Origin of the sequence: Aeromonas sp. FDAARGOS 1419 (assembly GCF_019047045.1) — a bacterium.
GTDB classification, from domain to species: Bacteria; Pseudomonadota; Gammaproteobacteria; order Enterobacterales; family Aeromonadaceae; genus Aeromonas; species Aeromonas veronii.
In genome coordinates this window covers 437,366-462,566 of record NZ_CP077209.1, presented here as the reverse complement: position 1 = coordinate 462,566, position 25,201 = coordinate 437,366, and the positions used below count along the sequence as shown (strand labels likewise).

At 59.4% G+C, this 25,201-nt stretch carries 21 protein-coding genes; 14 read left to right on the top strand and 7 right to left on the bottom strand.

Annotated elements, in window-relative coordinates:
• Nucleotides 1-139 precede the first annotated feature (139 nt).
• The 3 genes from dsdX (at nt 140) to I6L49_RS01995 (ending at nt 3,310) form a co-directional block, all read left to right on the top strand.
• Nucleotides 140-1,477: a D-serine transporter DsdX gene (gene dsdX, locus I6L49_RS02005; RefSeq protein ID WP_216950485.1), complete on the top strand. Its 1,338-nt coding sequence runs from the start codon at nt 140-142 to the stop codon at nt 1,475-1,477.
• A 16-nt stretch (nt 1,478-1,493) separates the two neighbouring features.
• Nucleotides 1,494-2,825 (top strand): D-serine ammonia-lyase, encoded by a 1,332-nt coding sequence (locus tag I6L49_RS02000; protein WP_216950484.1) that lies wholly within the window; start codon nt 1,494-1,496, stop codon nt 2,823-2,825.
• Nucleotides 2,826-3,133: 308 nt separating this feature from the next.
• Nucleotides 3,134-3,310, top strand: a complete 177-nt coding sequence (locus I6L49_RS01995; protein ID WP_005337712.1) for a hypothetical protein — start codon at nt 3,134-3,136, stop codon at nt 3,308-3,310.
• Between the two features lie 72 nt (nt 3,311-3,382).
• Here I6L49_RS01995 and icd read toward each other — a convergent pair whose 3' ends face one another.
• Entirely contained in the window at nt 3,383-4,636 is a 1,254-nt protein-coding gene (gene icd, locus I6L49_RS01990) for an NADP-dependent isocitrate dehydrogenase (protein ID WP_005347179.1), read from the bottom strand.
• Nucleotides 4,637-4,792: 156 nt separating this feature from the next.
• On the bottom strand, nt 4,793-5,668 hold the full coding sequence (locus tag I6L49_RS01985) for a helix-turn-helix transcriptional regulator (RefSeq protein WP_216950483.1): 876 nt from the start codon (nt 5,666-5,668) through the stop codon (nt 4,793-4,795).
• A 129-nt stretch (nt 5,669-5,797) separates the two neighbouring features.
• Between I6L49_RS01985 and manA the strand changes: the two genes are divergently transcribed.
• The 5 genes from manA (at nt 5,798) to I6L49_RS01960 (ending at nt 14,327) form a co-directional block, all read left to right on the top strand.
• The gene (gene manA / locus I6L49_RS01980) at nt 5,798-6,997 is read left to right on the top strand and encodes a mannose-6-phosphate isomerase, class I (protein WP_216950482.1); all 1,200 of its coding nucleotides are present in this window, start codon (nt 5,798-5,800) and stop codon (nt 6,995-6,997) included.
• Between the two features lie 863 nt (nt 6,998-7,860).
• Nucleotides 7,861-9,501: a methyl-accepting chemotaxis protein gene (locus tag I6L49_RS01975; protein WP_216950481.1), complete on the top strand. Its 1,641-nt coding sequence runs from the start codon at nt 7,861-7,863 to the stop codon at nt 9,499-9,501.
• Between the two features lie 523 nt (nt 9,502-10,024).
• The gene (locus tag I6L49_RS01970; protein WP_216950480.1) at nt 10,025-11,917 is read left to right on the top strand and encodes a PTS fructose transporter subunit EIIC; all 1,893 of its coding nucleotides are present in this window, start codon (nt 10,025-10,027) and stop codon (nt 11,915-11,917) included.
• Nucleotides 11,918-12,150: 233 nt separating this feature from the next.
• Nucleotides 12,151-12,903, top strand: a complete 753-nt coding sequence (locus I6L49_RS01965) for a DNA/RNA non-specific endonuclease (RefSeq protein WP_101529752.1) — start codon at nt 12,151-12,153, stop codon at nt 12,901-12,903.
• 320 nt (nt 12,904-13,223) lie between these two features.
• Entirely contained in the window at nt 13,224-14,327 is a 1,104-nt protein-coding gene (locus I6L49_RS01960) for a YdcF family protein (RefSeq protein WP_216950479.1), read from the top strand.
• Between the two features lie 81 nt (nt 14,328-14,408).
• Here the strand turns inward: I6L49_RS01960 and I6L49_RS01955 are convergent, their stop codons facing one another.
• Nucleotides 14,409-14,783 (bottom strand): DUF805 domain-containing protein, encoded by a 375-nt coding sequence (locus I6L49_RS01955; RefSeq protein WP_005337730.1) that lies wholly within the window; start codon nt 14,781-14,783, stop codon nt 14,409-14,411.
• Nucleotides 14,784-15,149: 366 nt separating this feature from the next.
• On the opposite strand from I6L49_RS01955, the gene I6L49_RS01950 reads away from it, so the two are divergent.
• Nucleotides 15,150-17,075: an FAD/NAD(P)-binding protein gene (locus I6L49_RS01950; protein WP_043821315.1), complete on the top strand. Its 1,926-nt coding sequence runs from the start codon at nt 15,150-15,152 to the stop codon at nt 17,073-17,075.
• A complete protein-coding gene (locus tag I6L49_RS01945) occupies nt 17,072-18,277 on the top strand; it encodes a cytochrome c (protein ID WP_216950478.1) in 1,206 nt (401 codons plus the stop codon). Before I6L49_RS01950 ends, I6L49_RS01945 begins: the two co-directional genes overlap by 4 nt.
• Before the next feature lie 98 nt (nt 18,278-18,375).
• Here the strand turns inward: I6L49_RS01945 and I6L49_RS01940 are convergent.
• The 4 genes from I6L49_RS01940 to I6L49_RS01925 form a co-directional block, all read right to left on the bottom strand.
• A protein-coding gene (locus I6L49_RS01940) for an IS5 family transposase (protein ID WP_216949514.1) occupies nt 18,376-19,178 on the bottom strand; the annotation gives its coding sequence in 2 pieces (ribosomal slippage) (nt 18,376-18,851 and nt 18,851-19,178; 804 coding nt in all).
• Nucleotides 19,179-19,233: 55 nt separating this feature from the next.
• Nucleotides 19,234-19,569, bottom strand: coding sequence for a DUF3634 family protein (locus I6L49_RS01935; protein WP_005353195.1), 336 nt, complete (start codon nt 19,567-19,569; stop codon nt 19,234-19,236).
• 106 nt (nt 19,570-19,675) lie between these two features.
• Nucleotides 19,676-20,644 carry a nucleoside hydrolase gene (locus I6L49_RS01930; RefSeq protein WP_216950477.1) on the bottom strand — a complete coding sequence of 323 codons (969 nt, stop codon included), beginning with the start codon at nt 20,642-20,644 and terminating at the stop codon, nt 19,676-19,678.
• 223 nt (nt 20,645-20,867) lie between these two features.
• A complete protein-coding gene (locus I6L49_RS01925) occupies nt 20,868-21,161 on the bottom strand; it encodes a hypothetical protein (RefSeq protein WP_139407200.1) in 294 nt (97 codons plus the stop codon).
• Nucleotides 21,162-21,373: 212 nt separating this feature from the next.
• On the opposite strand from I6L49_RS01925, the gene I6L49_RS01920 reads away from it, so the two are divergent.
• From I6L49_RS01920 to I6L49_RS01905, 4 genes are read left to right on the top strand one after another with little or no spacing between them, the layout of a single operon-like run.
• Nucleotides 21,374-22,819, top strand: coding sequence for a coniferyl aldehyde dehydrogenase (locus tag I6L49_RS01920; RefSeq protein ID WP_216950476.1), 1,446 nt, complete (start codon nt 21,374-21,376; stop codon nt 22,817-22,819).
• 11 nt (nt 22,820-22,830) lie between these two features.
• The gene (locus I6L49_RS01915; RefSeq protein ID WP_216950475.1) at nt 22,831-23,451 is read left to right on the top strand and encodes a TetR/AcrR family transcriptional regulator; all 621 of its coding nucleotides are present in this window, start codon (nt 22,831-22,833) and stop codon (nt 23,449-23,451) included.
• A complete protein-coding gene (locus I6L49_RS01910; protein ID WP_040094758.1) occupies nt 23,432-23,950 on the top strand; it encodes a hypothetical protein in 519 nt (172 codons plus the stop codon). The genes I6L49_RS01915 and I6L49_RS01910 overlap by 20 nt, the downstream gene beginning before the upstream one ends.
• Before the next feature lie 18 nt (nt 23,951-23,968).
• Nucleotides 23,969-25,153: an iron-containing alcohol dehydrogenase gene (locus tag I6L49_RS01905; protein ID WP_115521101.1), complete on the top strand. Its 1,185-nt coding sequence runs from the start codon at nt 23,969-23,971 to the stop codon at nt 25,151-25,153.
• The last annotated feature ends 48 nt before the right edge of the window (nt 25,154-25,201 follow it).

Below are 25,201 nucleotides of genomic sequence, written 5' to 3'. Positions count from 1 at the left end.
TCGATAAATTGTGACCAATGCAGCGCCTTTGCATCACCTCATCTCACCCAAGTGGTCGATTTCATCATTTGTCAGCCCCGCCTCATTTTCATTCAATAAGCGCATAAACAATCACACACAACAGATGTCGAGGCGCAGTATGAGTTCAGAGGTATGGGTCATCGCTACCTTGCTAAGTAGCATCGTTCTTATCGTGGTCACCATAGTGAAGGGCAAGGTGCATCCTTTCCTTGCCCTGCTGCTGGCAAGCTTCTATGTGGGCACCCTGATGGGGATGAATCCAGTCAACATGGTCAATGCCATGGAAGAGGGCATTGGCGGCACGCTCGGCTTTCTCGCCGCCGTCATCGGCCTTGGCACCATACTCGGCAAGATGATGGAGGTGTCGGGCGCGGCGGAGCGCATCGGCCTCGCCCTGCAGAGATGCCGCTGGCTTTCGCCGGATGTCATCATGGTGCTGGTGGGTCTGGTATGTGGCATCACCCTGTTTGTCGAAGTCGGCGTGGTACTGCTGATCCCGCTGGCCTTCTCCATCGCCCGCAAGACCAACACCTCGCTGCTCAAGCTGGCCATTCCGCTCTGTACCGCCCTGATGGCCGTGCATTGCATCGTACCGCCTCACCCTGCCGCCCTCTATGTCACCAATCAGCTGGGCGCCGATGTGGGATCCGTCATCGTCTATGGTCTGGCAGTCGGCCTCTTTGCCTCCCTTATCGGCGGCCCCCTGTTCCTCAAACTGCTGGGCAAGCGGGTACCGTTTAAGGAGGTGCCAGCCACCTTTGCCGATATCAAGGCCCGCGATGAAGCAACTCTCCCGACTTTAGGCGCCTCGCTCTTTACCGTGCTGCTGCCCATCCTGCTGATGCTGGCCAAGACGGTCGCTGAGCTCAATATGGATCACGCCAGCCACCTCTATGTCGTGCTGGAGTTTATCGGCAACCCTATCACCGCCATGTTTATCGCTGCCTTCACCGCCTACTACGTGCTGGAGATCCGCCAGCAGATGAAGATGGAGGGACTGCTTAACAAGACCGAGGAGTGCTTCTCCCCCATCGCCAACATTTTGCTCATCATCGGTGCGGGTGGCGCCTTCAACGGGGTGCTCAAGTCAAGCGGCCTGGGCGATAGCCTGGCCACCATCCTCTCCCAGCTGGATATGCACCCCATTCTGCTGGCCTGGCTGGTGGCCATCGTGCTGCACGCCGCCGTGGGCTCCGCCACCGTCGCCATGATGGGCGCCACCGCCATTGTCTCCCCCATCATGGTGCACTACCCGAACATCAGCCCGGAGATCATGACCCTGGCCATCGGCTCCGGCGCCATTGGCTGCACCATGGTGACCGATTCCCTGTTCTGGCTGGTCAAGCAGTATTGCGGCGCCACCCTGAACGAAACGCTCAAGTACTACACCACCGCCACCTTGGTTGCCTCCCTGATGGCGCTGGCCGGTACTTTCCTGCTCTCCTTTATCGTGTAACAAGACCGAGAACACTATGAAAAACATCGACGTCCAACAGCTCACAGCGCAATTTCCACTAGTGCAATCCCTGATCGCGCTTGAGCCAGTCACCTGGTTCAACCCCAACACCACCACTCTGGCTGCCGGTCTGCCCTATGTGGGGCTCGATAAAAACAATGTGGCGGACGCTTCCGCGCGGCTGGCCCGCTTCGCCCCCTACATGTGCGAAGCCTTCCCCGAGACCCGCGCCAGCAACGGCATTCTGGAGTCCGAGATCGCCGCTATTCCGGCGATGCAGACTACGCTCAACCGGCGCTACGGGGTTGAGGTCACCGGTCGACTGCTGCTGAAAAAAGACAGTCATCTGCCCATCTCTGGCTCCATCAAGGCGCGAGGCGGTATCTACGAGGTGCTGACTCACGCCGAACAGTTGGCGATCAAGGCTGGTCTGCTGCGGGAAGAGGATGACTACCGCAAACTGTTCAGCAACGAGTTTCGCCAGTTCTTCAGCCAGTACAGCATCGCAGTGGGCTCCACAGGCAACCTTGGAATGTCCATCGGCATCATGAGCGCCAAGCTCGGCTTTACCGTCACCGTCCACATGTCAGCCGATGCGCGGGAGTGGAAGAAGCGCAAGCTGCGTGAACACGGCGTCATCGTGGTCGAATATGCCGAAGATTACGGGGTGGCGGTGGAGCAGGGGCGCAAAGAGGCCGAGCGCGATCCCAACTGCTTCTTCATCGACGACGAGAACTCCTGCACCCTGTTCCTCGGCTACTCGGTGGCGGGCGAGCGGGTGAAAACGCAGTTCGACCAGATGGGTATCAAGGTGGATGCCGACCACCCGCTGTTTGTCTACCTCCCTTGCGGCGTGGGTGGCGGCCCGGGCGGCGTGGCCTTTGGTCTCAAGCTCGCGTTCGGAGACAACGTCCACTGCTTCTTCGCCGAGCCCACTCACTCCCCCTGCATGTTGCTGGGGGTCCACACCGGATTGCACGATGCCATTGCGGTGCAGGATCTGGGCATCGATAACCTCACCGCAGCCGACGGCCTCGCGGTAGGTCGCGCCTCCGGCTTCGTCGGCCGCGCCATGGAGCGGTTACTGGCGGGCTTCTACACCCTGAGCGATCAGGAGATGTATGACCTGCTGGGGCTGCTGGCGCGCGATGAACAGATCACACTCGAGCCCTCCGCTCTGGCTGGTATGGCCGGCCCGTGGCGGGTGGCAGCCAATCCCGAGTGGCTAACCGGGCGCGGTTGCGATGCCGCAACCATGGCACAGGCCACCCATCTGGTGTGGGCCACCGGCGGTGGCATGGTGCCCGCCGAAGAGATGGCAAAGTACCTGGCCAGCGCCAAGATCTAGGCTGTTTTGCCACTTTTATCTGCAAATCAACCCGCCATCACGGCGGGTTTTCTGTTGTGGGAACAAGGGGATGGGGCCGTTCTGTCGCAATCCATGGCGACAATTTCCCCAAATTGGTCAGTTTGTGCTAAAATGGCGCTCATTTTTTGACATCTCGCGTCACGTTCGCCGCCAGATGGCCCATCGGGCTCTCTGCCCGGGTCGTGACTTTGCACCATCATGCCTGATGATGTTCCCCCTAGGATGAGCCGACAGGCTTCCGTCAAGGTGGGCACCCTCAAGGGCACATGAGATAAGGAGATCGGGTAATGAAACAATATCAAAGCTGGCTGGGAGATTATCTGATGAGTCGACGTGACGGAGATCACGCGATGGCTTCGGAACTTGCCAACACCATCTGCGCCTTCTGGAAGGCCCAGGGTGATGAAGCAGAAACCAGCAAATGGCAGCAACGCTATCAGCAACACGTAGAGCAGGCGCAATAAGCCCCTTCACTCTTTCGCGATAAAAAAACCGGCGCACATGGCGCCGGTTTTGCGTTTCTGGCAAGCAGCAGATTACATCTGGTCGATCATGTCCTGAGCAAACTGGGAGCAGGAGCGCAGGGTGGCCCCTTCCATCAGACGCTCGAAGTCATAGGTGACGGTCTTGTTGCGGATCGCCGCTTCCATCCCCTTGATGATGAGATCGGCCGCTTCAACCCAACCCATGTGGCGCAGCATCATCTCGGCGGAGAGGATGAGGGAGCCCGGGTTGACCTTGTCCTGACCGGCATACTTAGGTGCAGTGCCGTGGGTCGCTTCAAACAGGGCCACGCCGTCACCGATGTTGGCACCTGGGGCGATGCCGATACCACCAACCTGAGCGGCCAGCGCGTCGGAGATGTAGTCGCCGTTGAGGTTCATACAGGCGATGACGTCATACTCGGCCGGACGCAGCAGGATCTGCTGCAGGAAGGCGTCGGCGATGACATCCTTGATGACGATGGTCTTGCCGGTTTTCGGGTTCTTGAAGGAGCACCATGGGCCGCCATCGATCAGCTGGGCACCGTACTCGTTCTGGGCCAGAGCATAGCCCCAATCCTTGAAGGCACCTTCGGTGAACTTCATGATGTTGCCCTTGTGCACCAGAGTCACGGAGTCGCGATCGTTGTCGATGGCATACTCGATGGCGGCACGCACCAGACGCTCGGTACCGGCCTTGGACATCGGCTTGATGCCGATCCCGCAGGATTCGGGGAAGCGAATTTTCTTCACGCCCATCTCGTTTTGCAGGAAGGCGATCACCTTGTTCGCTTCGGCGCTGTCAGCCTTCCACTCGATACCGGCGTAGATGTCTTCGGCGTTTTCGCGGAAGATCACCATGTCGGTCAGATCAGGACGCTTCACCGGACTCGGGGTGCCATCGTAGTAACGTACTGGGCGCAGGCAGATGTAGAGATCCAGCTCCTGACGCAGGGCCACGTTGAGAGAGCGGATACCGCCGCCGACCGGCGTGGTCAGCGGGCCCTTGATGGCCACGCAGTATTCGCGAATGAAATCCAGGGTTTCGGCCGGCAGCCAGGCACCTTCACCATAAACATGAGTCGATTTCTCGCCGGTGTAGATCTCCATCCAGGCGATCTTGCGCTCGCCCTTGTAGGCTTTCTCGACCGCAGCATTCACCACATTCAACATGGCCGGGGTCACGTCAACACCGATGCCATCCCCTTCGATAAACGGAATGATCGGATGGTTGGGAACCTGCAGCTTGCCGTTAGCATCGACTGTGATTTTCTGGCCCTGGGTCGGGATAACTACTTTGCTTTCCATCGGCATCTCCTAACTTCCGTTTGTTATCAACTTGTTTGTTGCGCGCGGCCATCTTAGCCCATTCATTTTCATAATAAAACGACAAGAAAGCATGTCAGACCAAAGAGGTAGCCACCCGCCAGTGCGCCATCACAACGTCTTGCCGACCGCGCCCCGTTATCCCTCCAGCTCGCTGGCCGCCGCCTGCGGCTGACTCAGGGAACGGTATTGGGAAGGGGTCAAGCCGGTCTTCTGTTTGAACACCCGGCAGAAGTAGTTCACGTCGGTAAACCCGCAGCGATTGGCGACCTCTTCGAGACGGAAGCGATACTTTTTCAGCATGAACTTGGCCCGCTCCAGCCGCACCCAGCTGATGTAATCGGCAAGGCGCATATGACCCTGCTCGCGGAACAGGTGGGAGAGATGGCTGGCCGAGACGTTGAAACGATGGGCGATGGAGTCACGGGTGATGGAGCGGTGAAAGTTCTCCTGGATATAGATGCAGATCCCGTGAAAGAGCTCTGCCCCCCGTGGCCGATCCGTGGCGGACTCCAGCAACAGCTGACGGGCACTCGCCAGCAGAGCCTGCAGCAGGTGATCATCGGTGGGGGAGCGACCGGGATCCTCGGTCAGTACGTTCAGCGCCGCCAAAATGTGTTCGATCACATGGCCCGCCCGCGCCATGATGCTGTGCTTTTGCACATCGAAAAAGTCCGGATCTTCACGGCGCTTGCTCACCAGACTGAACCCCAGCTGGCGTTTGCCAAAGAGCAGGCTCAGCACCGAGCAGTCGGTGGTCCAGAGCGGCTTGTTCCAGCCGTTGGGGGGAATATAGAGCGCCTGCCCTGGTAACACGCTGATCTCTCTGACCCCCTCCTCCCTGTCCCAGATCTGGTTGAGATACTCGCCACTAAAGACCAGCTCGAGGCGGGGAAAGTTGACCTGATAGCTGAAACTGGGTGGCACCCCCTGTTCACTGGCAAACCAGATTTGGTCAAATGGAACCTGTTCGCTCAGGGCTCCGTCGAGCAGTTGGCTGAAGATGAGAGACATGGTGATCCTGATCAAGAGAGAGGCAAGCGGTTGCGGCGCGCACGACCGCCCATGTTATAGTCCGGTCCACAGCAGTAATGCCACCCTTTTCTGCACCCGATTTTCTTCAAACTAGACGAGGCGTCCCTTATGAGCAGTAGCGATCTGCCCTCCTTTCTGTTGATGCAAAACCCGATTCAAGGCTATGACTGGGGCAGTCATGACTCCCTCACCACCCTGTTTGGCATTCCCAACCCGCAAGGCAAACCCCAGGCCGAGCTCTGGATGGGCGCCCATCCCAACGGCTGCTCCGAGGTAACGCTGGCGGGTAGTGTGCAAAAGCTCTCTTCGGTGATCGACAGGGCTCCGGCCGCAGCGCTGGGTGAGGCCACCTTCGCCCGTTTTGGCAGCCTGCCGTTCCTGTTCAAGGTGTTGTGTGCCGAGAAGGCTCTCTCCATTCAGGTGCACCCGAGCAAGGCTCAGGCAGAAGCGGGCTTTGCCAAAGAGGAGGCCGCAGGCATCGATATCAAGGCGAGCAATCGCAACTACAAGGACCCGAACCATAAGCCGGAGCTGGTCTTTGCCCTCACCCCCTATCAGGCGATGAACGGCTTTCGCGCCATCCCGGCCATTCTGGCGCTGTTCGAGCGGGTCAATCTGGCGGTCATCGCCGATCTGACCGCAGCCCTTGCCGCCAGCCAGAATGAAGCGGGCCTGCAGCACTTCTTCCACCAGCTGCTGGTACTGGAAGGGGCGCGCAAGGAGGAGGCGCTGGCGGGGCTGCTGGCCTATGCCGCCGCCCATCAGGATGAGGAGACGTTTGCCCTCATCACCAGTCTGGCGGCCCAGTACCCGGGAGATGTGGGCCTCTTCTCGCCGCTGCTGCTCAACGTGGTGACGCTTGAGCCAGGTCAGGCGATGTTCCTCGATGCCTGTACCCCGCACGCCTATGTACGCGGCACGGGTCTCGAGATCATGGCCAACTCCGACAACGTGCTGCGCGCCGGCCTCACCCCCAAATACATCGACGTGGCAGAGCTCTTGGACTGCACGCGCTGCCAGGCCAAACCGGATGACCAGATCCTGCTAGCCCCCCGCTGTGATGGTGCGGTACAGCACTTCGACGTGCCGGTACCTGACTTCACTTTCAGCGTCTACCCGGCTGGCGATCACCAGCTCACCACTGCCAGCGCCGAGATCCTGTTTGCCATCGATGACACTGTGACTCTCAAGCAGGGCGAACAGTCACTGCGTCTGGAAAAGGGGCAATCTGCCTTTATTCCTGCAGCGACTGGCCGTTATCAACTGCTGGCCGAAGGGCGGGTCGCTCGCGCCGGCAACCGCTGCTAATCAGCATAAGAGTCGACTCTCGTTGGAGGGGGAATATGCCTCCCCCTCCCAACAGAGCAATATGGCCTACCAATCAAGTCCGTCTGTATCTCTACTGCTCTCTTATGCCTACCTTCCTTCAGGCATCTCGCTCTGAAGTCCATCCCTGACTGCATCCTGCCCACAACCAGCTCCACAGGTTTGTCGCCTGAGCTTGGCGCTTCCCCGATGCAGATGACTGGGTCTGCTGGAACGAAGAAAATTCCAGCCTGCACAAGCAACAGCGACACTCTGAGTATCCGAATAAAATGGAGGCACTAAAAATAACAACTCTACTCTCTACTATTTTCACCCCCTGATGAAAACTAAAACAGCACATAGATGCATCGCCATTAAACCTTTCCCAGGCCATCATCATTCGGTCTGTAAACATTTAGCAGCCGTAGTCATACAGAACCATTAATAATGCAAACGAAAGGGATCTCTTTTGAATTTTCGAGATGCGGCCCTATTTTTTAGTCGTTCTATAATTTAATTCCAAGCAGACCATTCGATCTTTGTCGAAAATAACAACTTTAAAAAAACAATAAGAACCTGATATGTAACACATTTTACCTTACACCACACCTTCACTTGACGTAATCCGTAAAAAAAGCCAGGACGCATGAACTGACAATTAAATCAATTTAAACGCAGGGTAATGAGAGATTTAATATTTATTTTTTGATATGCCAACCAAACCTCATTGCAGTAAAGAAATAGACCTTAAATACCCTCTGTGATTAAGATCTCTTTTATTTGATTTATTTTTAAGGTATCACATCTATTCGCCGATATAAATTTCACACAAAGATCCCCTGACAAAAATAGATAAAAGAGGATATATGCTGACAAAAATGACAATTGGGCAAAAGCTGACCATGGCGTTTACCACTCTCGCTTTGTTGATGCTGGGTTTTGCCTGGTTTGCCACTTTACAACTCTCCAATATTTACCGTGACGCCAGTGAGGTCAGCGACAATATCGTTCCCTCCATCCGGGCATCCAGCCAGATGCATGTGTCCTTGCTGGACGCGCGCCGTGCCGAACTGAACATGGTGATAGATGCACTGGGCAAGGATCCCGACTCCCTCAACAGCAGCACACAGTCTTTCGAAGCGGCAAAGAGTCAGTACATGGCTGCCGAGCAACGGTATGGATCTATGCCTTTTGTGTCGGAGCGAGATCGCAACATGTTTGCAGAGCTGAAAACTGCTGCAGCCAAATATTTTTCAGCCCATGGTGACTTGGAAACAGCCATACGGCAGGGAGATATTGCCAAGGTGCAGTCGCTGATCAAAAACGAATCTCGTGCAGCCCTCGAGCAGGCAGGACAGGATGGTCTGGAGCTTCGCAAGGAGAACGATCGGGTCGCCAACCTGCTGACCAAGCAGAGTGAGGCCTCCTATGAACGGGCAAAACTGCTGAGTACTACAGTCGGTACGCTAACCTTGCTGTTCGTCGTTATTGTGGCCTGGCTGCTGATCCGGCAGATCCGCAATCCAGTGATGACCCTGCTGGAGCAGACACGCCAGGTGGCGGCAGGCAACCTCACCAGCCAACTCGACATGAAGCAATTCTCCCATGACGAACTGGGTAAGCTGGCTCAAGGGTTCAACGAGATGCAATCCAATCTGCGCATGCTGGTCAACGAGGTCTCCGGCTCGGTAGTGCAGTTGGGCGCGGCCGCCGAAGAGATCAGCGCGGTGGCACAGCAATCGGCCAACAACATGGGCGCCCAGCAGCATGAGCTCAATCAGCTGGCCACAGCCATGAACGAGATGCAAGCCACGGTACAGGAGGTGGCCCGCAACACCAACGACGCCGCCAGCGCAGCAACGTCGGCCAGCGACACAGCCGCACAAGGCAGCGAGACCGTCAATGACTCAATCGGCAGGATTGAAAAGGTGGCTACCGCCATCGAAGATACTGCTCTGGTGATCCGCCAGCTGGGTGATGACAGCCGAAATATCGGCATGGTGCTTGAAGTCATTCAGGGAATTGCCGAGCAAACCAACCTGCTGGCACTGAATGCGGCAATCGAGGCAGCCCGAGCCGGTGAACAAGGTCGTGGTTTCGCCGTGGTAGCAGATGAAGTCCGCACTCTGGCCAAACGAACCCAAGACTCCACTTCCCAGATCAACCACATCATCTCCGAACTGCAGCAGCGCGCTAACGAAGCGGGCGTCACCATGCAACAGAGTCAGGATATGATGTCCGAGACGGTCCACACAGCTCGCGAAGCGGGAGCCTCTATAGCCGAAATAAGCAGCTCGGTTAACAGTATCTCCCACATGAATATTCAGATTGCCACCGCAACCGAAGAGCAAGGCGCGGTAAGCGAGGAGCTCAATCGCAATGTAGTCAACATCAGCAATGCCTCGGAAGAAGTGGCGACCGGAGCCAAACAAATGGCTCAGGCTTGCAACGACCTCAACCTGTTGGCAACACAACTGCAGGAGGTTGTACGCAAGTTTCGGACATAACGCCCGATTCTCCTCCCCTCATTAATCAGCTCAATAAGGCTGAAGCACTAAACAGCCCGCCATCCATAAAAGTGGCGGGCTTTGTTAAATAAGGGCTCATGCAAAACCCAAGGACACAGATGATGAACATAACAAGTGATCAGTAGATGGATTAACTCACATCAAGAGCAGCCCTCCCTCTTTCTGATTGTTCTCTCAACGCGTTTTGCCAGCACCTTCACATTTTCCGCCCTCAAAGCAGCACACAAATCTCCATACCTCCGAAGGCAAAACCTTTTCGACGCACTCATGCAAGTAGCAAGATGCATTCACAATCAATTGTTTTTATTTAAAAAAATAAAAATATCGGTATGAATTGGCTTTCATGATGATATGCGAGCTGAGTCACATGGTGACTTGCACAGCACAAAAATCCAGTAAACGGCACATTTGTCCGATTTCGGCACAGCGCCAACGGGAGAACAATATCCAGGTCAATTGTTCCCCCCATCATGTGGCTCGGCAACGGAGCCAGGAGTGTAATATGTTACCCACCATGACCAACGGCAGACTCATCTGCCTGGAGTTGAAGGCCACCAGCAAGGAGGCTCTATTCGACGAGATGGCACTGATGCTGGCGCGCGATGGCGCCGTGTCTGATCAACAGCAATTCGTCAAGGATATCTGGGCCCGCGAACAGCTGGACTGCACCGGCTTCGAGCAGGGTGTCGCCCTGCCCCACGCCAAGAGCAAGGCGGTCAGTCGTCCGGCCATTGCCATCGGTGTCAGCCGTCAGGGTATCGAGTACGGCGCCGAAGATGGCAAGCCGACCCAGCTGATCTTCATGATCGCCTCCCCGGATGGCGGTGCCAACCACCACATCGAAGTGCTGGCCGAGCTCTCCACCCGTCTGCTGGAGCCGGGCTTTATCGAGCAGATGAAAGCGGCCACTACCGTTGAGCAAGCGCTGACCCTGCTCAAGCAAGGCCCGAAAGCGGAAAAACCGGCGCCAGCCACCAAACCGGCGGCCACTGCTCCGGTTGAACCCACCGATCGCACCTTCAAGGATCGCCTCAATACCATGAAGCAGCACCTGCTGTTTGGTACCTCCCACATGATCCCCTTTATCGTGGCGGGCGGGGTATTGCTGTCGCTGTCGGTGATGCTGAGCGGCAAGGGCGCCGTGCCGGAAGCGGGCTTCCTCAAAGACATGGCCACCATGGGTATCGCCGGTCTGACTCTGTTTACTGCCGTACTGGGTGGCTACATCGCCTACTCGCTGGCTGACAAGCCGGGCCTGGCCCCGGGCATGATCGGCTCCTGGATTGCCGTTCAGCACTATCAAACCGGTTTCCTCGGCGCCATTCTGGTGGGCTTTATCGCAGGTTTCGTGGTCAATCAGCTCAAACGGATCAAGCTGCCTGACTCAATGACCTCCCTTGGTTCCATCTTCATCTATCCGCTGATCGGTACCTTCCTGGTGTGTGGCATCGTGATGTGGGGGATCGGTGCCCCGATCGCCTCCATGATGGAAGGGATGAACCACTGGCTCTCCAGCATGGCGGGCTCAGGTAAAGTGATGCTGGGTGCCATTCTGGGTGGTATGACCGCCTTCGATATGGGCGGCCCGGTCAACAAGGTTGCGACCCTGTTTGCCCAGACTCAGGTCAACACCCAGCCCTGGCTGATGGGCGGCGTCGGTATCGCCATCTGTGTACCGCCGCTCGGTATGGCGCTGGCGACCTTCATGTCTCCGAAGCGTTACAAGAAAGAAGAGCGTGAATCCGGTAAAGCAGCCGCCATCATGGGCATGATCGGTATCAGTGAAGGTGCCATCCCGTTTGCCGCCGCTGACCCCATGCGCGTTATCCCGGCCATCGTCGCAGGCGGTATCGTCGGCAACATCACCGGCTTTATGATGCACAGTATCAACCACGCCCCCTGGGGGGGCTGGATTGTCCTGCCGGTTGTTGAAGGCAAGATGGGCTACATCCTGGGTACCATCCTCGGCGCCCTGACCACCGCCATCATCGTCAACCTGCTGAAGAAGCCGGTGAGCGAAGAAGATGACGTGACCGCCACCCAAACCAGCTTCGAAGTCATTGAAGCGGAAGGAGAAGCGGACGTACTGGCCATCACTGCCTGCCCGTCTGGCGTAGCCCACACCTTCCTCGCCGCCAAGAGCCTGCAGAAGGCCGCTGCCCAGCAGGGGATCAAGATCAAGGTCGAGACCCAGGGCGCCAACGGCATCATCAACCGCATCACCGCCAAGGATGTCGCAAACGCCCGCTGCGTCATCTTCGCCCACGACGTGGCTATCAAGAACCGCGAGCGCTTCACCGATATCGAGGTCATCGACGTGAAGACCAAGGAGGCGATCCACAATCCGGAAGCACTGCTGGCCCGCACTCAGGGCAACAAGGCAAACGCCGCCTGATAGCAGTCAGACCAACCAGTACAAGGGGCCCATCGCGGGCCCTTTTTCGTTGTCTGCCGAGTAACCGCATATCATCCCACCAACCAAGCCACTGATTTAAAACATATTAACCTGTCACATCACGGATCTTGGCGAGCCGTCACAGAACGGTGACGTGTAAAAAAACAGCAATTGAAGCGCTGGTCAGATCTCATGTCAAATGGCTCCGCCTACTAAACTGGAGCATCACAAAAATGATAAAAATCAATAAATTGGTTCTGGCTGTTACCCTTACCCTCACTACTACCCCCTTGCTGGCGGCCCACTGGACGTGTGGCGAGCACGTGCGCTTTGGTCTGCCCTCCGAATCGGATCAGAAGCTCTGCCGTGAAGGGTATGCGGTCGGCTACAACTACGACTACAAGGTGGCGGACTGGGTCTCCTACCGAATGACCGCCCAGAGCGCACAGGGCACAGTGCCGCGCAAGGATGCCTTCGCCGAGGACAGGGAGATCCCGGTTGCCTACCGCGCCACCCTCTCCGATTACAAGGGCTCGGGCTACGACCGTGGCCATCAGGCCCCGGCGGGGGACATGAAATCGAACAAGAACACCATGAAAGAGAGCTTCCTGCTGAGCAACATGACGCCGCAGATCGGGGTGCTCAACCAGAAGGCGTGGCGCGTGCTGGAGGACAAGGTGAACAAGTGGGCGGTCTCCCGCAAGGATGTGCAGGTGATCACCGGCCCCATCTTTACCGGCTCTGAAGAGTCCATCGGTCAGGGTGTGGCGATCCCGAGCGCCTACTACAAGATCGTGATGGACCCGGCCAGACTGCAGGCCATCGCCTTTATCATGCCGCAGGAAGAGGTGCCCATCAGCCAGATCGCCGACTACCGGGTCTCGGTACGCGAGGTGGAAGAGCAAACCCAGCTCAACTTCTTCAGCGATATGCCCGAAGAGCAGCAAGAGACGCTGGAAGCCCGCATCTCCCCGATGTGGAACTGACTGCAAACACTCGCCAACAGATGGATTGACACCCCATCTCTCTTGAATCGCGATAGAGGAAGGGGCCCGCGCCCCTCCCAGCAGGGGGAGTCACGCCCCCCTGCCCTTTTCAGATGGCAACTGATCCGTTGCGGCCATTTTTGCGGCCACTAGTGTGGCATAACCCGACGACCCGCCCCGACTCACAGTTTGCCGCACCGTTAACTGGTATATTGCCCTCTCTTTGGCACTAACAGACTGAATTGACGCATATTTGCCTTATCCCATCGGCCCACACGCCGGCGCACCACGGCGCGATTCAGCCCGACAGAGGACCTTTGATGAAACAGACCCTTCTTGCCCTCACCCTCGGCGGCCTGCTGGCCCTCTCGCCCCTCGCCCTGCAAGCGGCCGAGAGTTCGATGCAAATGGAGCACGACCTCAATTCCCTGGTCAGCAAGCGCCAGGCGGTGGACATGCTGCTCGGCGAAGCGCTGCAGATCTACAAGTCGCCTGCCAAGATCTCCCACGCCGGTTTTACCGCCAAGATGCCGAGCAATATGGAGCTGGTGACCGAGCGGCTGCTGGCCGCCTACCAGCTGGAACCCTACCGCACCGACCTGCTCATCTCGGCAGCCAACGCCCAGATCTACAACGGCAACCTGAGCCGCGCCATCACCTTGCTGGAGCAGGCGCAGGCCGTCGCCCCCGATGATCTCGACATCAACAGCTATCTCGCCATCTGGCAGTTGGTGAAGGGTAACAAGGAGGCTTCCCGCAGCTATCTGGCGAAAGTGGCGGATCGCAACAGTGGCCGCGCTGCCGATCTGGAGGAGATCATCGCCCGGGTGCAGCGGATCACCGCCGCCCCGCTGCAGACCGAACTGACCGAGGATCAGGTCAAAGCCACAAGGGAGGGCAAACGCGCCATCGTCACCCTGGGCTACGCCCTCAATCCCGACGGCAGCATGGACAAGATCCTGCTGGGCCGTCTGCAAACCACCCTTGAGCTGGCCAAAGCCGACCCGGAAGTGCTGATCATCCTGACTGGCGGCGTGCCCCAGAACCGCCAGACCGAGGGCAAGCTGATGGCCGACTGGCTGGCCAACCACGGCATCGACCGCAGCCGCCTGATTGAAGAGAACTACGCCACCAGCACGGTGGATAACGCCCTCTACAGCGCCTATGCCCTCGCCCGCCACCAGATTGACTATGCGGTGCTGGTAAGCTCCGCCAGCCATGTACGCCGCGGGCAGACGGTGCTGGAAATCGCCTGCGACCAGATTGGCCCGGCCAACATCAAGGTGGCGAGCGTCAGCTACCCCGACAAGCCTCTCAAAGAGCTGGCCACCCCGAGCGAGAGCGAGCTGCTCGGCATCTACCGCGACGCCCTGCGCACCTACGGCATGTGGAGCTACCGCTCCGCCCCGCTGATCGAGCGTTGATCGGCCATCAACACGAAAAAGAGAGGGAGGCGTGATGCCTCCCTCTCTTTTATTGACCGATGATTGGCCAAGCCGCGCCCGTTAACTGACGATAAAGCCCTGCGAGGGGGCCGCTTTGGGATCGTCACCGAAGCGGTTTGGCCCCTGCTGACCGTTGCAAACCATAAAGTAGATAAGCACCAGGGTGCCGATAATGGGGATGAGCCCGAGCAGCAGCCACCAAGCGCTGCGGTCGGTGTCGTGCAGGCGACGGGCCGCTACCGCCAGCGATGGCAGCAGCACCGCCAGCGAATAGATGGAGCTTATCAGCTCATTGTCGCCGCCAATCAGCTTGTCCACCATGCCGAGCAGCAGCATAACGATGACGTTGCACAGCACGAACATCCAGTATTCGGTGCGACGGGCCCGCCCGCTGAATACCGCATATTGCTTGAGGACCGAGATGTACCAGTTCATTGCGCCTCCTGAGTGGCCTTTATGCCTATGAATAAAAAGAGAGTCGATAAAACAAGTAGTTAAGAGCTTAGCGCGATCATCCCCCCGAGTCGACAATGATGCCCGAACGCCTCCCAAACTAATCAGCTGCGGCAATCATTGACCGACCGAGCCGAGAGTTAATTTGCCCTGCAACAGGGCAAATCCCCCCCATCAGCGCATCACTCTCGTCACAAGCAGGAAAATGGTGCTTAATAATCCATTAGCAATCGTATGGACTCAGCGTGAGGATAGCGGTAGATTCGGCGCCCAATCCTGAACAGGATCTGTGTCTCCCTCCCATAATGAATCCACTTATTCATTACTTCTCCTAACACAGGGATAGCCATGAGTATTACACGCAGAGATTTTCTCAACGGCGTTGCCATCACCATTGCGGCAGGCGTCGCCCCCATCAATCTGCTCAAGGCTGCCGAAGGCGGCAGCACGCTGGCGGATAAAACCCTGGCCTACCCGCCCGCCCTCACCGGCCTGCGCGGTAACCACCCGGGCTCTTTCGAACCGGCCCACAGCATCGCCCGTGACGGCAAGCAGTATGACTTCGCCAATATTCCCCTTGAGGGGGAGTACGATCTGGTGATCGTCGGCGCCGGGATCAGCGGCCTGGCCGCCGCCTGCTTCTATCAGCAACTGCTCGGCGCGGATAAGAAGATCCTGCTGCTCGACAACCACGATGACTTCGGTGGCCACGCCAAGCGCAACGAGTTCACCACCCCCGATGGCCTGCGTCTGGGTTACGGCGGCAGTGAGTCCCTGCAATCACCGCGTTCGGTCTACAGCCCGGTGGCGCTCGGTCTGCTCAAGGCGCTGGAGGTCAACATCGACGAGCTGGCCGCCGGTTTCCAGCAGACCTTCTATCCGGATCTGGGGCTGAGCCGCGGCGTCTATTTCGACGAGAAGCACTTTGGCGTCAACAAGATAGTGAACGGGGATCCGGGACACAACGTGGCGGATGACATCCCCCGCGATCGCCTGAACGGCCGGCCGCTGGCAGAGTTTATCGGTGACTTCCCCCTCGATGATGCCGACAAGGCCGCCCTGTTGGCCCTGCACGAATCGAAAATCGACTACCTGAGCGGCATGACCCGCGAGCAGCAGGACGAGTGGGTGACCCGCAACAGCTACACCACCTTCCTGCGCGATAAAGTGGGTCTCAGCGAGCGGGCGATCACTTACTTCCAGCAGCGCACCAACGACTTCCAGGCGGTCGGCATCGACGCCACCGCCTGCGCCGATGCGCGCCTCTGCGCCTTGCCGGGGTTCGACGGCCTCAATCTGACGCCGCTGGATGCCGAGGAGCAGGCGGAGCTGGACGATCCCTACATCTTCCACTTCCCCGATGGCAACGCCGGTCTCACCCGCCTGATGGTGCGCAAGCTCATTCCGCAGGTGGCACCGGGTCACACCATGCAGGATGTGGTGCTGGCCAAGTTTGACTACAGCAAGCTCGACCTGCCGGAGCACAAGGTGCAACTGCGCCTTGGCAGCACGGCGTTGCAGGCCAAAAACGTGCGCCTCGCCGACGGCAAGCTGGCGGTGGATGTCACCTACATCAAGGAGGGGAAACTGCATCGGGTACGGGCCAAGCAGTCGATCATGGCTGGCTACAACATGATGATCCCCTACATGGTGCCCGAGATGCCGGAGCCCCAGAAGGAGGCGCTGCGCCAAAATGCCAAGGCGCCGCTGGTCTACACCAAAGTGGTGATCAAGAACTGGCAAGCCTTCGTCAAGCTGGGGGTGCACGAGGTCTACTCCCCCGCCGCACCCTACAGCCGGGTCAAGCTCGACTATCCGGTCAGCATGGGTGGCTACGAGCATCCCAAGAGCCCGGATCAGCCGATGTGCCTGCACATGGTCTATGTGCCGACCCTGCCGGGCAGCGGCCTCTCGGCCCGCGAACAGTCCCGCAAGGGGCGCGCCATGATCCTCGGCATGCCGTTCGAGCAGCATGAGCAGATGATCCGCGAGCAGTTGCAGGGGATGCTCGGCAGCGCCGGTTTCAACCATGAGCAGGATATCCTCGCCATCACGGTCAACCGCTGGTCTCACGGTTACTCCTATGTCACCAACACCCTGTTTGATGACGAAGCGCAGTGCGAAAAATGGATTGAACTGGGTCGCCAGCCGATCGGCAACATCACCATCGCCAACTCGGATGCTGGCTGGAGCCCCTACGCCCACGCCGCCATCGACGAAGCGTGGCGCGCCGTCAACGAGCTGGTTGCCATGAGCAAGGGAGGTGCCCAATGAGCCGCGTCCTGTCACTGACCGCCAGCGCCCTGCTGCTGGCCCTGCCCGCCCTTGCCGCCAACGCAGCCCCCGCCATGTCTGCGGGGGAATACGTGGCCAAGCTCGGCGATTGCGCTGCCTGTCACACCAGCGAAACCAGCAAGCCGCTGGCGGGCGGCAAAGGGTTCCCGACCCCCATCGGTACCGTATTTGCCACCAACATCACCCCCGACAAGACCCACGGTATCGGCAACTACAGCCTGCCGGAGTTCATCAAGGTGATGCGTGAAGGGGTGGCCCGCGATGGCCATCGCCTCTATCCGGCCATGCCCTACACCGCCTACGCCAAGATGAGCGATAAGGATCTCGAAGATCTCTATCACTATCTGATGAAGGAGGTACAGCCGCTGGCCATCGCCAACAAGGAAAGTGACATCCCCTGGCCGCTCAACATGCGCTGGCCGCTGATGGGCTGGAACTGGGTCTATCACGATGACAGCCGCTTCACCCCGGTCGCAGGCAAGAGCGAAGAGTGGAACCGCGGCGCCTATCTGGTGCAGGGTGCCGGTCACTGCGGCAGCTGCCACACCCCACGCGGATTGGGGATGCAGGAGAAAGCGCTGACCGAGGCGGATCCCGTCTACCTGAGCGGTGCCGCGCTGGATGGCTGGTATGCCCCCGACATTCGCGGCAGCCGTTACAGCAAGCAGGCGCTGATCGATCTGCTGAAAACCGGCCGCAGCCAGCATGAAGCGGTCGTGGGCCCCATGGGGGAAGTGATCACTCACAGCAGCCAGTATTTCAGCGACGCCGATCTGGCCAGCATCGCCACCTATCTGACCGCTCTGAAAGATGAACCGGTGGCGGAGAAAGGGGCCCGCGCCTACGCCAGTGCCAGCGGCAAGGCGGACTACGCCATGTACTGCTCCACCTGTCACGGGGTCAACGGCCAGGGCAATGACCACGTCATCCCCTCGCTGGTCAACAACCGCACCGTGCTGGCGAGCGATCCGTCGAGCCTGATCAACGTGCTGCTGCACGGCGCCGAAACACCGGTCACCCACGACCATCTGGGTTACCACATGCCGGGCTATGGCTGGACCATGGATGACGAGCGGCTCGCCGAGCTGGTCAACACCCTGCGCGCTTCCTGGGGCAATGAAGGCACCGCCGTCAAGGCGGCGGCGGTCAAGGCCCAGCGCGAGCTGCACGGCAAGGAGTAAGGGCGGTCAGCTCTCTCTTGACCAAGTGTCATAAGAAAACGGGCATCCACTGGAGGCCCGTTTGCTATTGATGAACCAGGTTCCGGTACTTAGAGCCGCTAACAAAACCGTTCAACAAAGCGTAGGCAGATAACGGCGCAAGCCAGCGTCAACAAGGCGAGATGGATATCCAACCGTCGCTCGAAACGTATTCGTAGCTTCCCAAAGCCTGCTAGCCAACCATGAGTGCGTTCTACAACCCAGCGATGACAACCCAATCGCTCATTGCTATCGATGCCTCGCCGGGCAATACGAACCTTGATACCCCGTCGCCTCAGATAATCTCGACAACGGCGAAAATCATACCCTTTGTCTGCGTGTAGCTTGTCAGGTCGACATCGTGGTCGCCCTCTCTTACCTGCTAACGCCGGAAGTGCATCCAACAAGGGCTCAAACATTATCGAGTCATGGCGATTGGCGCCTGATACAAGCACTGCGAGCGGTATGCCCTGACGGTCCACCACTATGTGTCGTTTACTGCCCAGCTTGCCTCTGTCTGTCGGGTTACGTCCTGTTTCCTGGCCCCCCGGGGGCTGGCTACGCTCGCGCCATCGAGGCTTGTTCTACTCCAGTCGATGTGGCCAGCTTGATGTAGCTGGCTCAGGAGCGCCACGTGAAGTCGCTGCCAGATGCCTTGAGCTTGCCAATCACGTAGGCGACGCCAGCACGTCATTCCGCTGCCAAAACCCAAAGACTGGGGTAAGTCCTCCCACGGGATCCCGGTAGTAAGGACAAACAGAATACCGTTGAGAACGGCATAGTCATCGAGGCGTGGACGGCCACCCCGTGGCGAAGGCTGGTGAGGTGGCAGAAGTGGCTGCAAGGACTTCCATAGCTGGTTACTGATGATTTTTCGTGTCATGCCGGCTATGTGGGGACTGGTATCGTTCGAATCAACTTAGTTTTGTTAGCGGCTATTATCCCTTGCGGGATTTTGGCCCCGGCAGTGGCGCCGTTGGCTGGCGGTAATCGCCATAGGGGAAGATATTGCGAAACCGCTGGGCCACCGGCTCGGGGATGGATCGGGAGAAGATCAGCTTGACGCCATCGCCATCGCGCTGCCCCACAATGCGACCGCGCACCGTGTCGTGGCGCAGGATCTGCTTGGCATGCTCAATAAAGGCGGGTGACACCTTGCCCTGCTTGACCACCACCTTGCCGGGGGCAAGGCGGATTTCGAACAGGGCACCACGCCCCAGCTTCATCAACCACCAGATCAGGGCTATCGCCACTATCAAGGAAATCCAGGCCATCTTCATCCCTCCCAAGCTCTTGATATAAGGCAGTATAAGCGGCCGTGCGCTCCGATTGTTTGGCGCCGATCACAGCCCCCGCGTCAGCGCAATAGCGCCTCTTAGCTCAGCAATCCTTGCCCCAGCCCACCAGCGTCTCGCGATAGAGCGCCAGCAAGGCTTCATCGCGCACCGCCACCCCGACCTGCTGCGGACGATAGGCTGCCCAATCATCGTGGGAGTGGCGTTTGCCATCGAACTTTTGCAGGGTGTGGCCGATGGCCGGGCCGCTGGTAATCACCCGCACCGGCCCCTCGCGCAGGGTAAAGAGGGTCGGGTCAATGACATAGGCGATGGCGGACGGGTCGTGGACATGGCAACCGGAGAGCCCCAGCTTCTCGGAGTAGAAGCGCAGATAGAAGCGGCTGACATCCCACAGGAACTGGCCCGGCTCCCCCGCCTCGTCGCGCAGCGCATCGAGATAGTCGCCGCTGAAGAAGCTCTGCTGGGTCACGTCCAGCCCGATGATCACCACAGGCCAATCGGCGGTAAAGACCCGGTCGGCGGCATCGGGATCATCGTGAATATTGGCCTCGGCATAGGGGGTCACGTTGCCACGATGGCCGTTGACGCCAAAGGCGCCGCCCATCACTACCACCTGTTTCACCAGCGAGACAATCTCGGGCGCCTGCTGTAGCGCCAGCGCCAGATTGGTCAGCGGGCCGATAGTGACGAGGGTGATCTCCCCCGGCGCGGCTTTCACCGCCTCGACAATATATTGCCAAGCGGGGCGAGGATCCGGAGCAATAGTCACCTCCCCCGCCTCCATGTCGCCAAAGCCGCTCGGGCCGTGGACTATGGTGGTGGGGCCGACCGGCTCGCGCAGCAGCGGGGCTGCAGCGCCTTTGGCCACATCCGCCTTCATGCCGTACTTCTGCTTGAGCCAGAGGGCGTTGCGGGTGCCATTGTCGATGGTGGCGTTACCAAAAACTGTGGTGATGGCGAGCAGCTCGATGGCGGGGTGGGCCTCGGCAAACAGGATAGCCATGGCATCGTCGATACCCGGATCGGTATCCAGAATGATTTTATGGGTCATGAGAAATTCCTACGGTGACAAACCCTGCGACAAAAGGGGGAGTCTACCCGGCTGACGCTCCCATATCCCGGCATGGGATCACAGAGCGGGCCTTTGCTCCCGGCAGCGGGGGCGCTGCTGGCGACAATCTTCACAAAAAACGGCGCGGCCCTGTTGCCGGCGCCGCGCCCTTTATCGTTGTTCATTATCTGCTGTCTGGCACCGATCTGCATGACTACGCTCCTCAGTGCTTGCGATGCCAGCGCGGTGAGGTCGCCTTCTCCCCCCAGGGGGTGACGCAGGGGAGCAGCGCCCCTTCAATCACCATCTCGCTGCCCGCCAGCGCTTCGGCGATCTTCTGGTGCAGCACCCGCAGTATCTTGCCCTCGTGTTCGGCCAGAGAGTGGCCCGCGGCAAAGAACTCCGGCTGATATTGCAGCGCAAGCTTCTGGGCAAATTCGTAAGTGTTGAAGCAATCCGGCATCCGCTCAACCACATCTTCAAGCCGGGCCAACAAGCTGTTCAGTTCCCTGGTCATAGTGCTCTCTCCGTGTAGGTTAATAGCCAAAAACTACCCCTTATTAGATAAGCCACCAACGAGCAAACCACAAAAGTGTGGGGAGACACACAGTTCTCTCTTGCGTCCAGCTCGTGGTGAACGGCAGACAGCTTGCCAGCTTTACATTCCGGTAACAAACAGCTAGATTTAGACCGACTAATCAGTCGGTTATTTTTCATGCGGAGAACAACATGGGTGCGGCGCAGCTTCAACACACTCCTGAGGATATCCTCGCCATCAAATTGTCCCTGCCGGATCAGCTGGCGCGGCTCAAGCGGGCGAGTCTGGCTCACCCCATGCCTACCCTGGCCGAGCGCCGGGCGCAGCTGACCAAACTCAAACAGGCGTTGCTCGCCCACAAGGGACAGCTGTGCAAGGCGCTGGCGGCAGATTATGGTCAGCGCAGCCACTACGACAGCCTGATCGCCGATGTGCTGCCCTGCATCATGCAGATCAACTACACCCAGAAGCGGCTCAAACGCTGGATGCAGCCCCACCGCCGTCACACCGGCCTGCTGCTGGCCCCCGCCAAAGTGGAGGTGCACTTCCAGCCGCTCGGGGTAGTCGGCATTATCGTGCCGTGGAACTTTCCGGTGATGCTGAGCCTTGGCCCCCTTATCACCGCCATCGCGGCGGGCAACCGGGCGATGCTGAAACTCTCCGAGTTCACCCCTCATACCAACGCCGTGCTGCGCACCATGCTCACCAGCGTGTTTGACGAAAACGAGATCGCCATCATCGAGGGAGATGCCCAGATGGCGGCGGCGTTCAGCTCACTGCCGTTCGATCACCTGCTCTTTACCGGCTCCACCATGGTGGGCAAGCTGGTGATGGCGGCCGCCGCGCCCCAGCTCACCCCCCTCACCCTTGAGCTGGGTGGCAAGAGCCCCTGTCTCATCGCCCCCGACATGCCGGTCGCCACCGCGGTCGAGCGGATGATCTTCGGCAAGAGCCTCAACGCCGGGCAGATCTGCGTCGCCCCCGACTATGTGCTGCTGCCCCGCAGCGAGGTGGATAACTTTATCGCCGCCTATCGCCGCCACTTCAGCAAGCTCTACCCGCAGGGGCTCAATAGCGTCGACTACGGCGCCATCATCAACGACCGCCAGTATCAACGTCTCGTCAGCTGGCTCGATGAAGCCGAGCAGGCGGGTGCCCAGCTCCATCCCTGTGGCAGCCCGGCCCGCGACGACCAGCGTCGCCTGCTGGTGCCCCATCTGCTGACCGGGGTGCCGGGTCAGTGTCAGGTAATGCAGCAGGAGATCTTCGGGCCGCTGCTGCCGCTCATTCCCTACGACACCCTGGAGGAGGCGCTCGCCTATGTGGCCGAGCGGCCGCGCCCGCTGGCCCTCTATCTGATGAGCTTCGATCCCGAGTTGCAGGCGCGAGTGACCCGGGAGACCCACTCCGGCGGCATGGCGATCAACGAGAGCCTGTTTCAGGTGGCTGCCGACGATGTGCCGTTTGGCGGCATCGGCGCCTCCGGCATGGGCCACTACCACGGCCACGAGGGGTTTCTTACCTTCTCCAAGGCGAAAACCGTGCTGACCCGCGGCAAGTTCACCACCGGCTCCCTGATCCATCCGCCCTACCACAGCTGGATCCAGAAGCTGATGATGGCCTTCTTCCTGCGCTGATGGAGATGACCATGAACCAGGCTATCCCGCAGCCACAAACCATGACCGACAAGCGCCGCCAGATCCTGGATGCCGCCCTTGCCCTCTGCGCCGAAGATGGCCTGCAGGGGGCCGCCACCGCCCGTATCGCCAAGGCGGCCGGGGTGGCCAACGGCACTCTGTTCCACCACTTTCCGAGCAAGGAGGCGCTGATCCTCGCCCTCTATCAGGATGTAAAGACCCGAATGGGGAGCGCCATCCATGAAGCAGATCCCACCCTTCCGCTGTACGACCAGACCCGCCACTACTGGCAGCTGGCGATGGAGTGGATGCAGGCTAACCCCAATGAGCTCAAATTTGTGCTGGGTTTCTTTCACTCTCCGCTGCTGGCCAGACCGGCCCGCAGCCAGATCCTGAACGATGCCCTGCGCTTTCTGCCTGCCCTGCTGGCAAAGGGGCAGGCCAGCGGCGAGCTGATGCAGGCCCCCGCGCCACTGTTGCTGGAGGTGTGTCAGGGCCAGTTCCTCGCCTGCGCATCACTGTTTGTCGATCAACCGGAGCTGGGAGAGGACGACTACTGGCAAGCCAGTGCGTTCGCCCTCTTCTGGTCAGCCATCTCAGGAGCCAATCCCCATGCAAACAAGGATGTTTGAACCTGCGGCCGCCCTTGGTCGCCGCCTCTGGATCACCACTCTGCTCTGGGTGGTGGGTCGCACCCTCTGCCGCGCCGCCCGCACCGATGAGGCGGTACGCCGCGAATTGGCGCCGTTGCCGGACGGGTTGGCAATCCGCCTCGAAGTGGGCGGCATCGGCTATGCCATGAACATGCACAAGCAGGGTGGGCGCTGGTATCCCGGTGCGCCAGCCGCCCCTCATGCCACCATCCATCCGCTGCGGGTACGCTTCAAACACCCCAATATCGCCTTTCGCGCCCTGAGTTTTCGGCTCGGGGTCAATCAGGCATTTGGCGAAAACCGGCTGCTGGTGGAGGGGGATCTGACCGTTGCCATGCATCTGGTGCGGGGGCTTGAGCAGTTGCAGTCCCTGATCCTGCCCGCCTTTATCGCGCGGCCGCTGCTGCGCCACTATCCCGCCCCGACCAACAAGATCGGCCGGGCCTGCAACATCTATCTGGGTCTGGTGACCGGCTAACGCGCAAGGAGCCTTGAAATGAGCCGCTATTACGATTTCTTCTGCCCGGTCAAACTGCTGGCCGGTGAACAGGCGCTGGAGCAGCTGGCCAGCGAGCTGGCCAGCCTCGGGGCCCGTCGCCCTCTGCTGCTGACCGACAAGGGAGTCAATGCCACCGGCCTTGCCACCCTGCTGGCCAATGTGCTGGCCGAGGGGGAGCTGCCGGTCGCCGCCATCTGGGACGAGATCCCGGCCGACTCTTCCACCGCCGTGGTGGAACGGATCGCCAAACGCTATCGCGAGCTCGACTGCGACAGTCTGGTGGCGCTGGGGGGCGGCTCGGTCATCGACACCGCCAAGGCAGTCAACATTCTCACTTCCATGGGGGGGGATCATCTGCTCGACTACTCGGGCGCCGGTTGCCTGACCCGTCCCCTCAAGCCGCTGGCGGTGGTGCCCACCACGGCGGGCACAGGATCAGAAGTGACATTGGTTGCAGTAATCAAGGATGAGGCGAGCGGGCGCAAGGTGCCCTTCACTTCCCCCTTCCTGCTGCCCCAGCTGGCGGTGTTAGACCCGCGCCTGACCCAGGGGCTGCCCCTCAATATCACCGCCGCCACCGCCATGGACGCCATGACCCACGCCATCGAGGCCTTTATCGGTACCGCCAAGAACCCGGTGAGCGATGCGCTGGCCCTGATGGCAGTGGAGAAGATCGCCAGCGCCCTGCCGCAAATCATCCACGACCCGCAAAACAAACAGCTGCGACTGCAACTGGCGGAAGGCTCCACGCTGGCTGGCATGGCTTTTTCCAACTCCATGGTGGGGCTGGTGCACGCCCTCGGCCACAGTCTGGGAGCCCGCTGCCATCTGCCCCATGGGCTGTGCATGAACCTCTTTTTGCCGACCGTGCTCGACTACAACCGCCCCGAGGTGGATAGCGAGTTGGCCCGGCTGCTGTTGCCGCTGGTGGGGGCAGAGCGCTTTGCTGCCACCCCGGCCCATCAGCGGGCGGAGGCGACCATCACAGCCATTCGCACCCTGCGCGACACCTTGTGGCAAGCGGTCAAGCTGCCGCGCACCATGAGCGAGGCAGGGGTAAGCGATCGCTCGCTACTGACCGAGATCCGCGATCTGGCGATCAACGACGGTGCCCTGCTGTTCAATCGCAAGGACGCCGACCGTGAGCAGTTACTCACCCTGCTGGAGCGAGCCTGGGTCTGATCCCTCCCCTTTGCCAACACTCTTGTGCTGACACAAACGCGGTGCCCG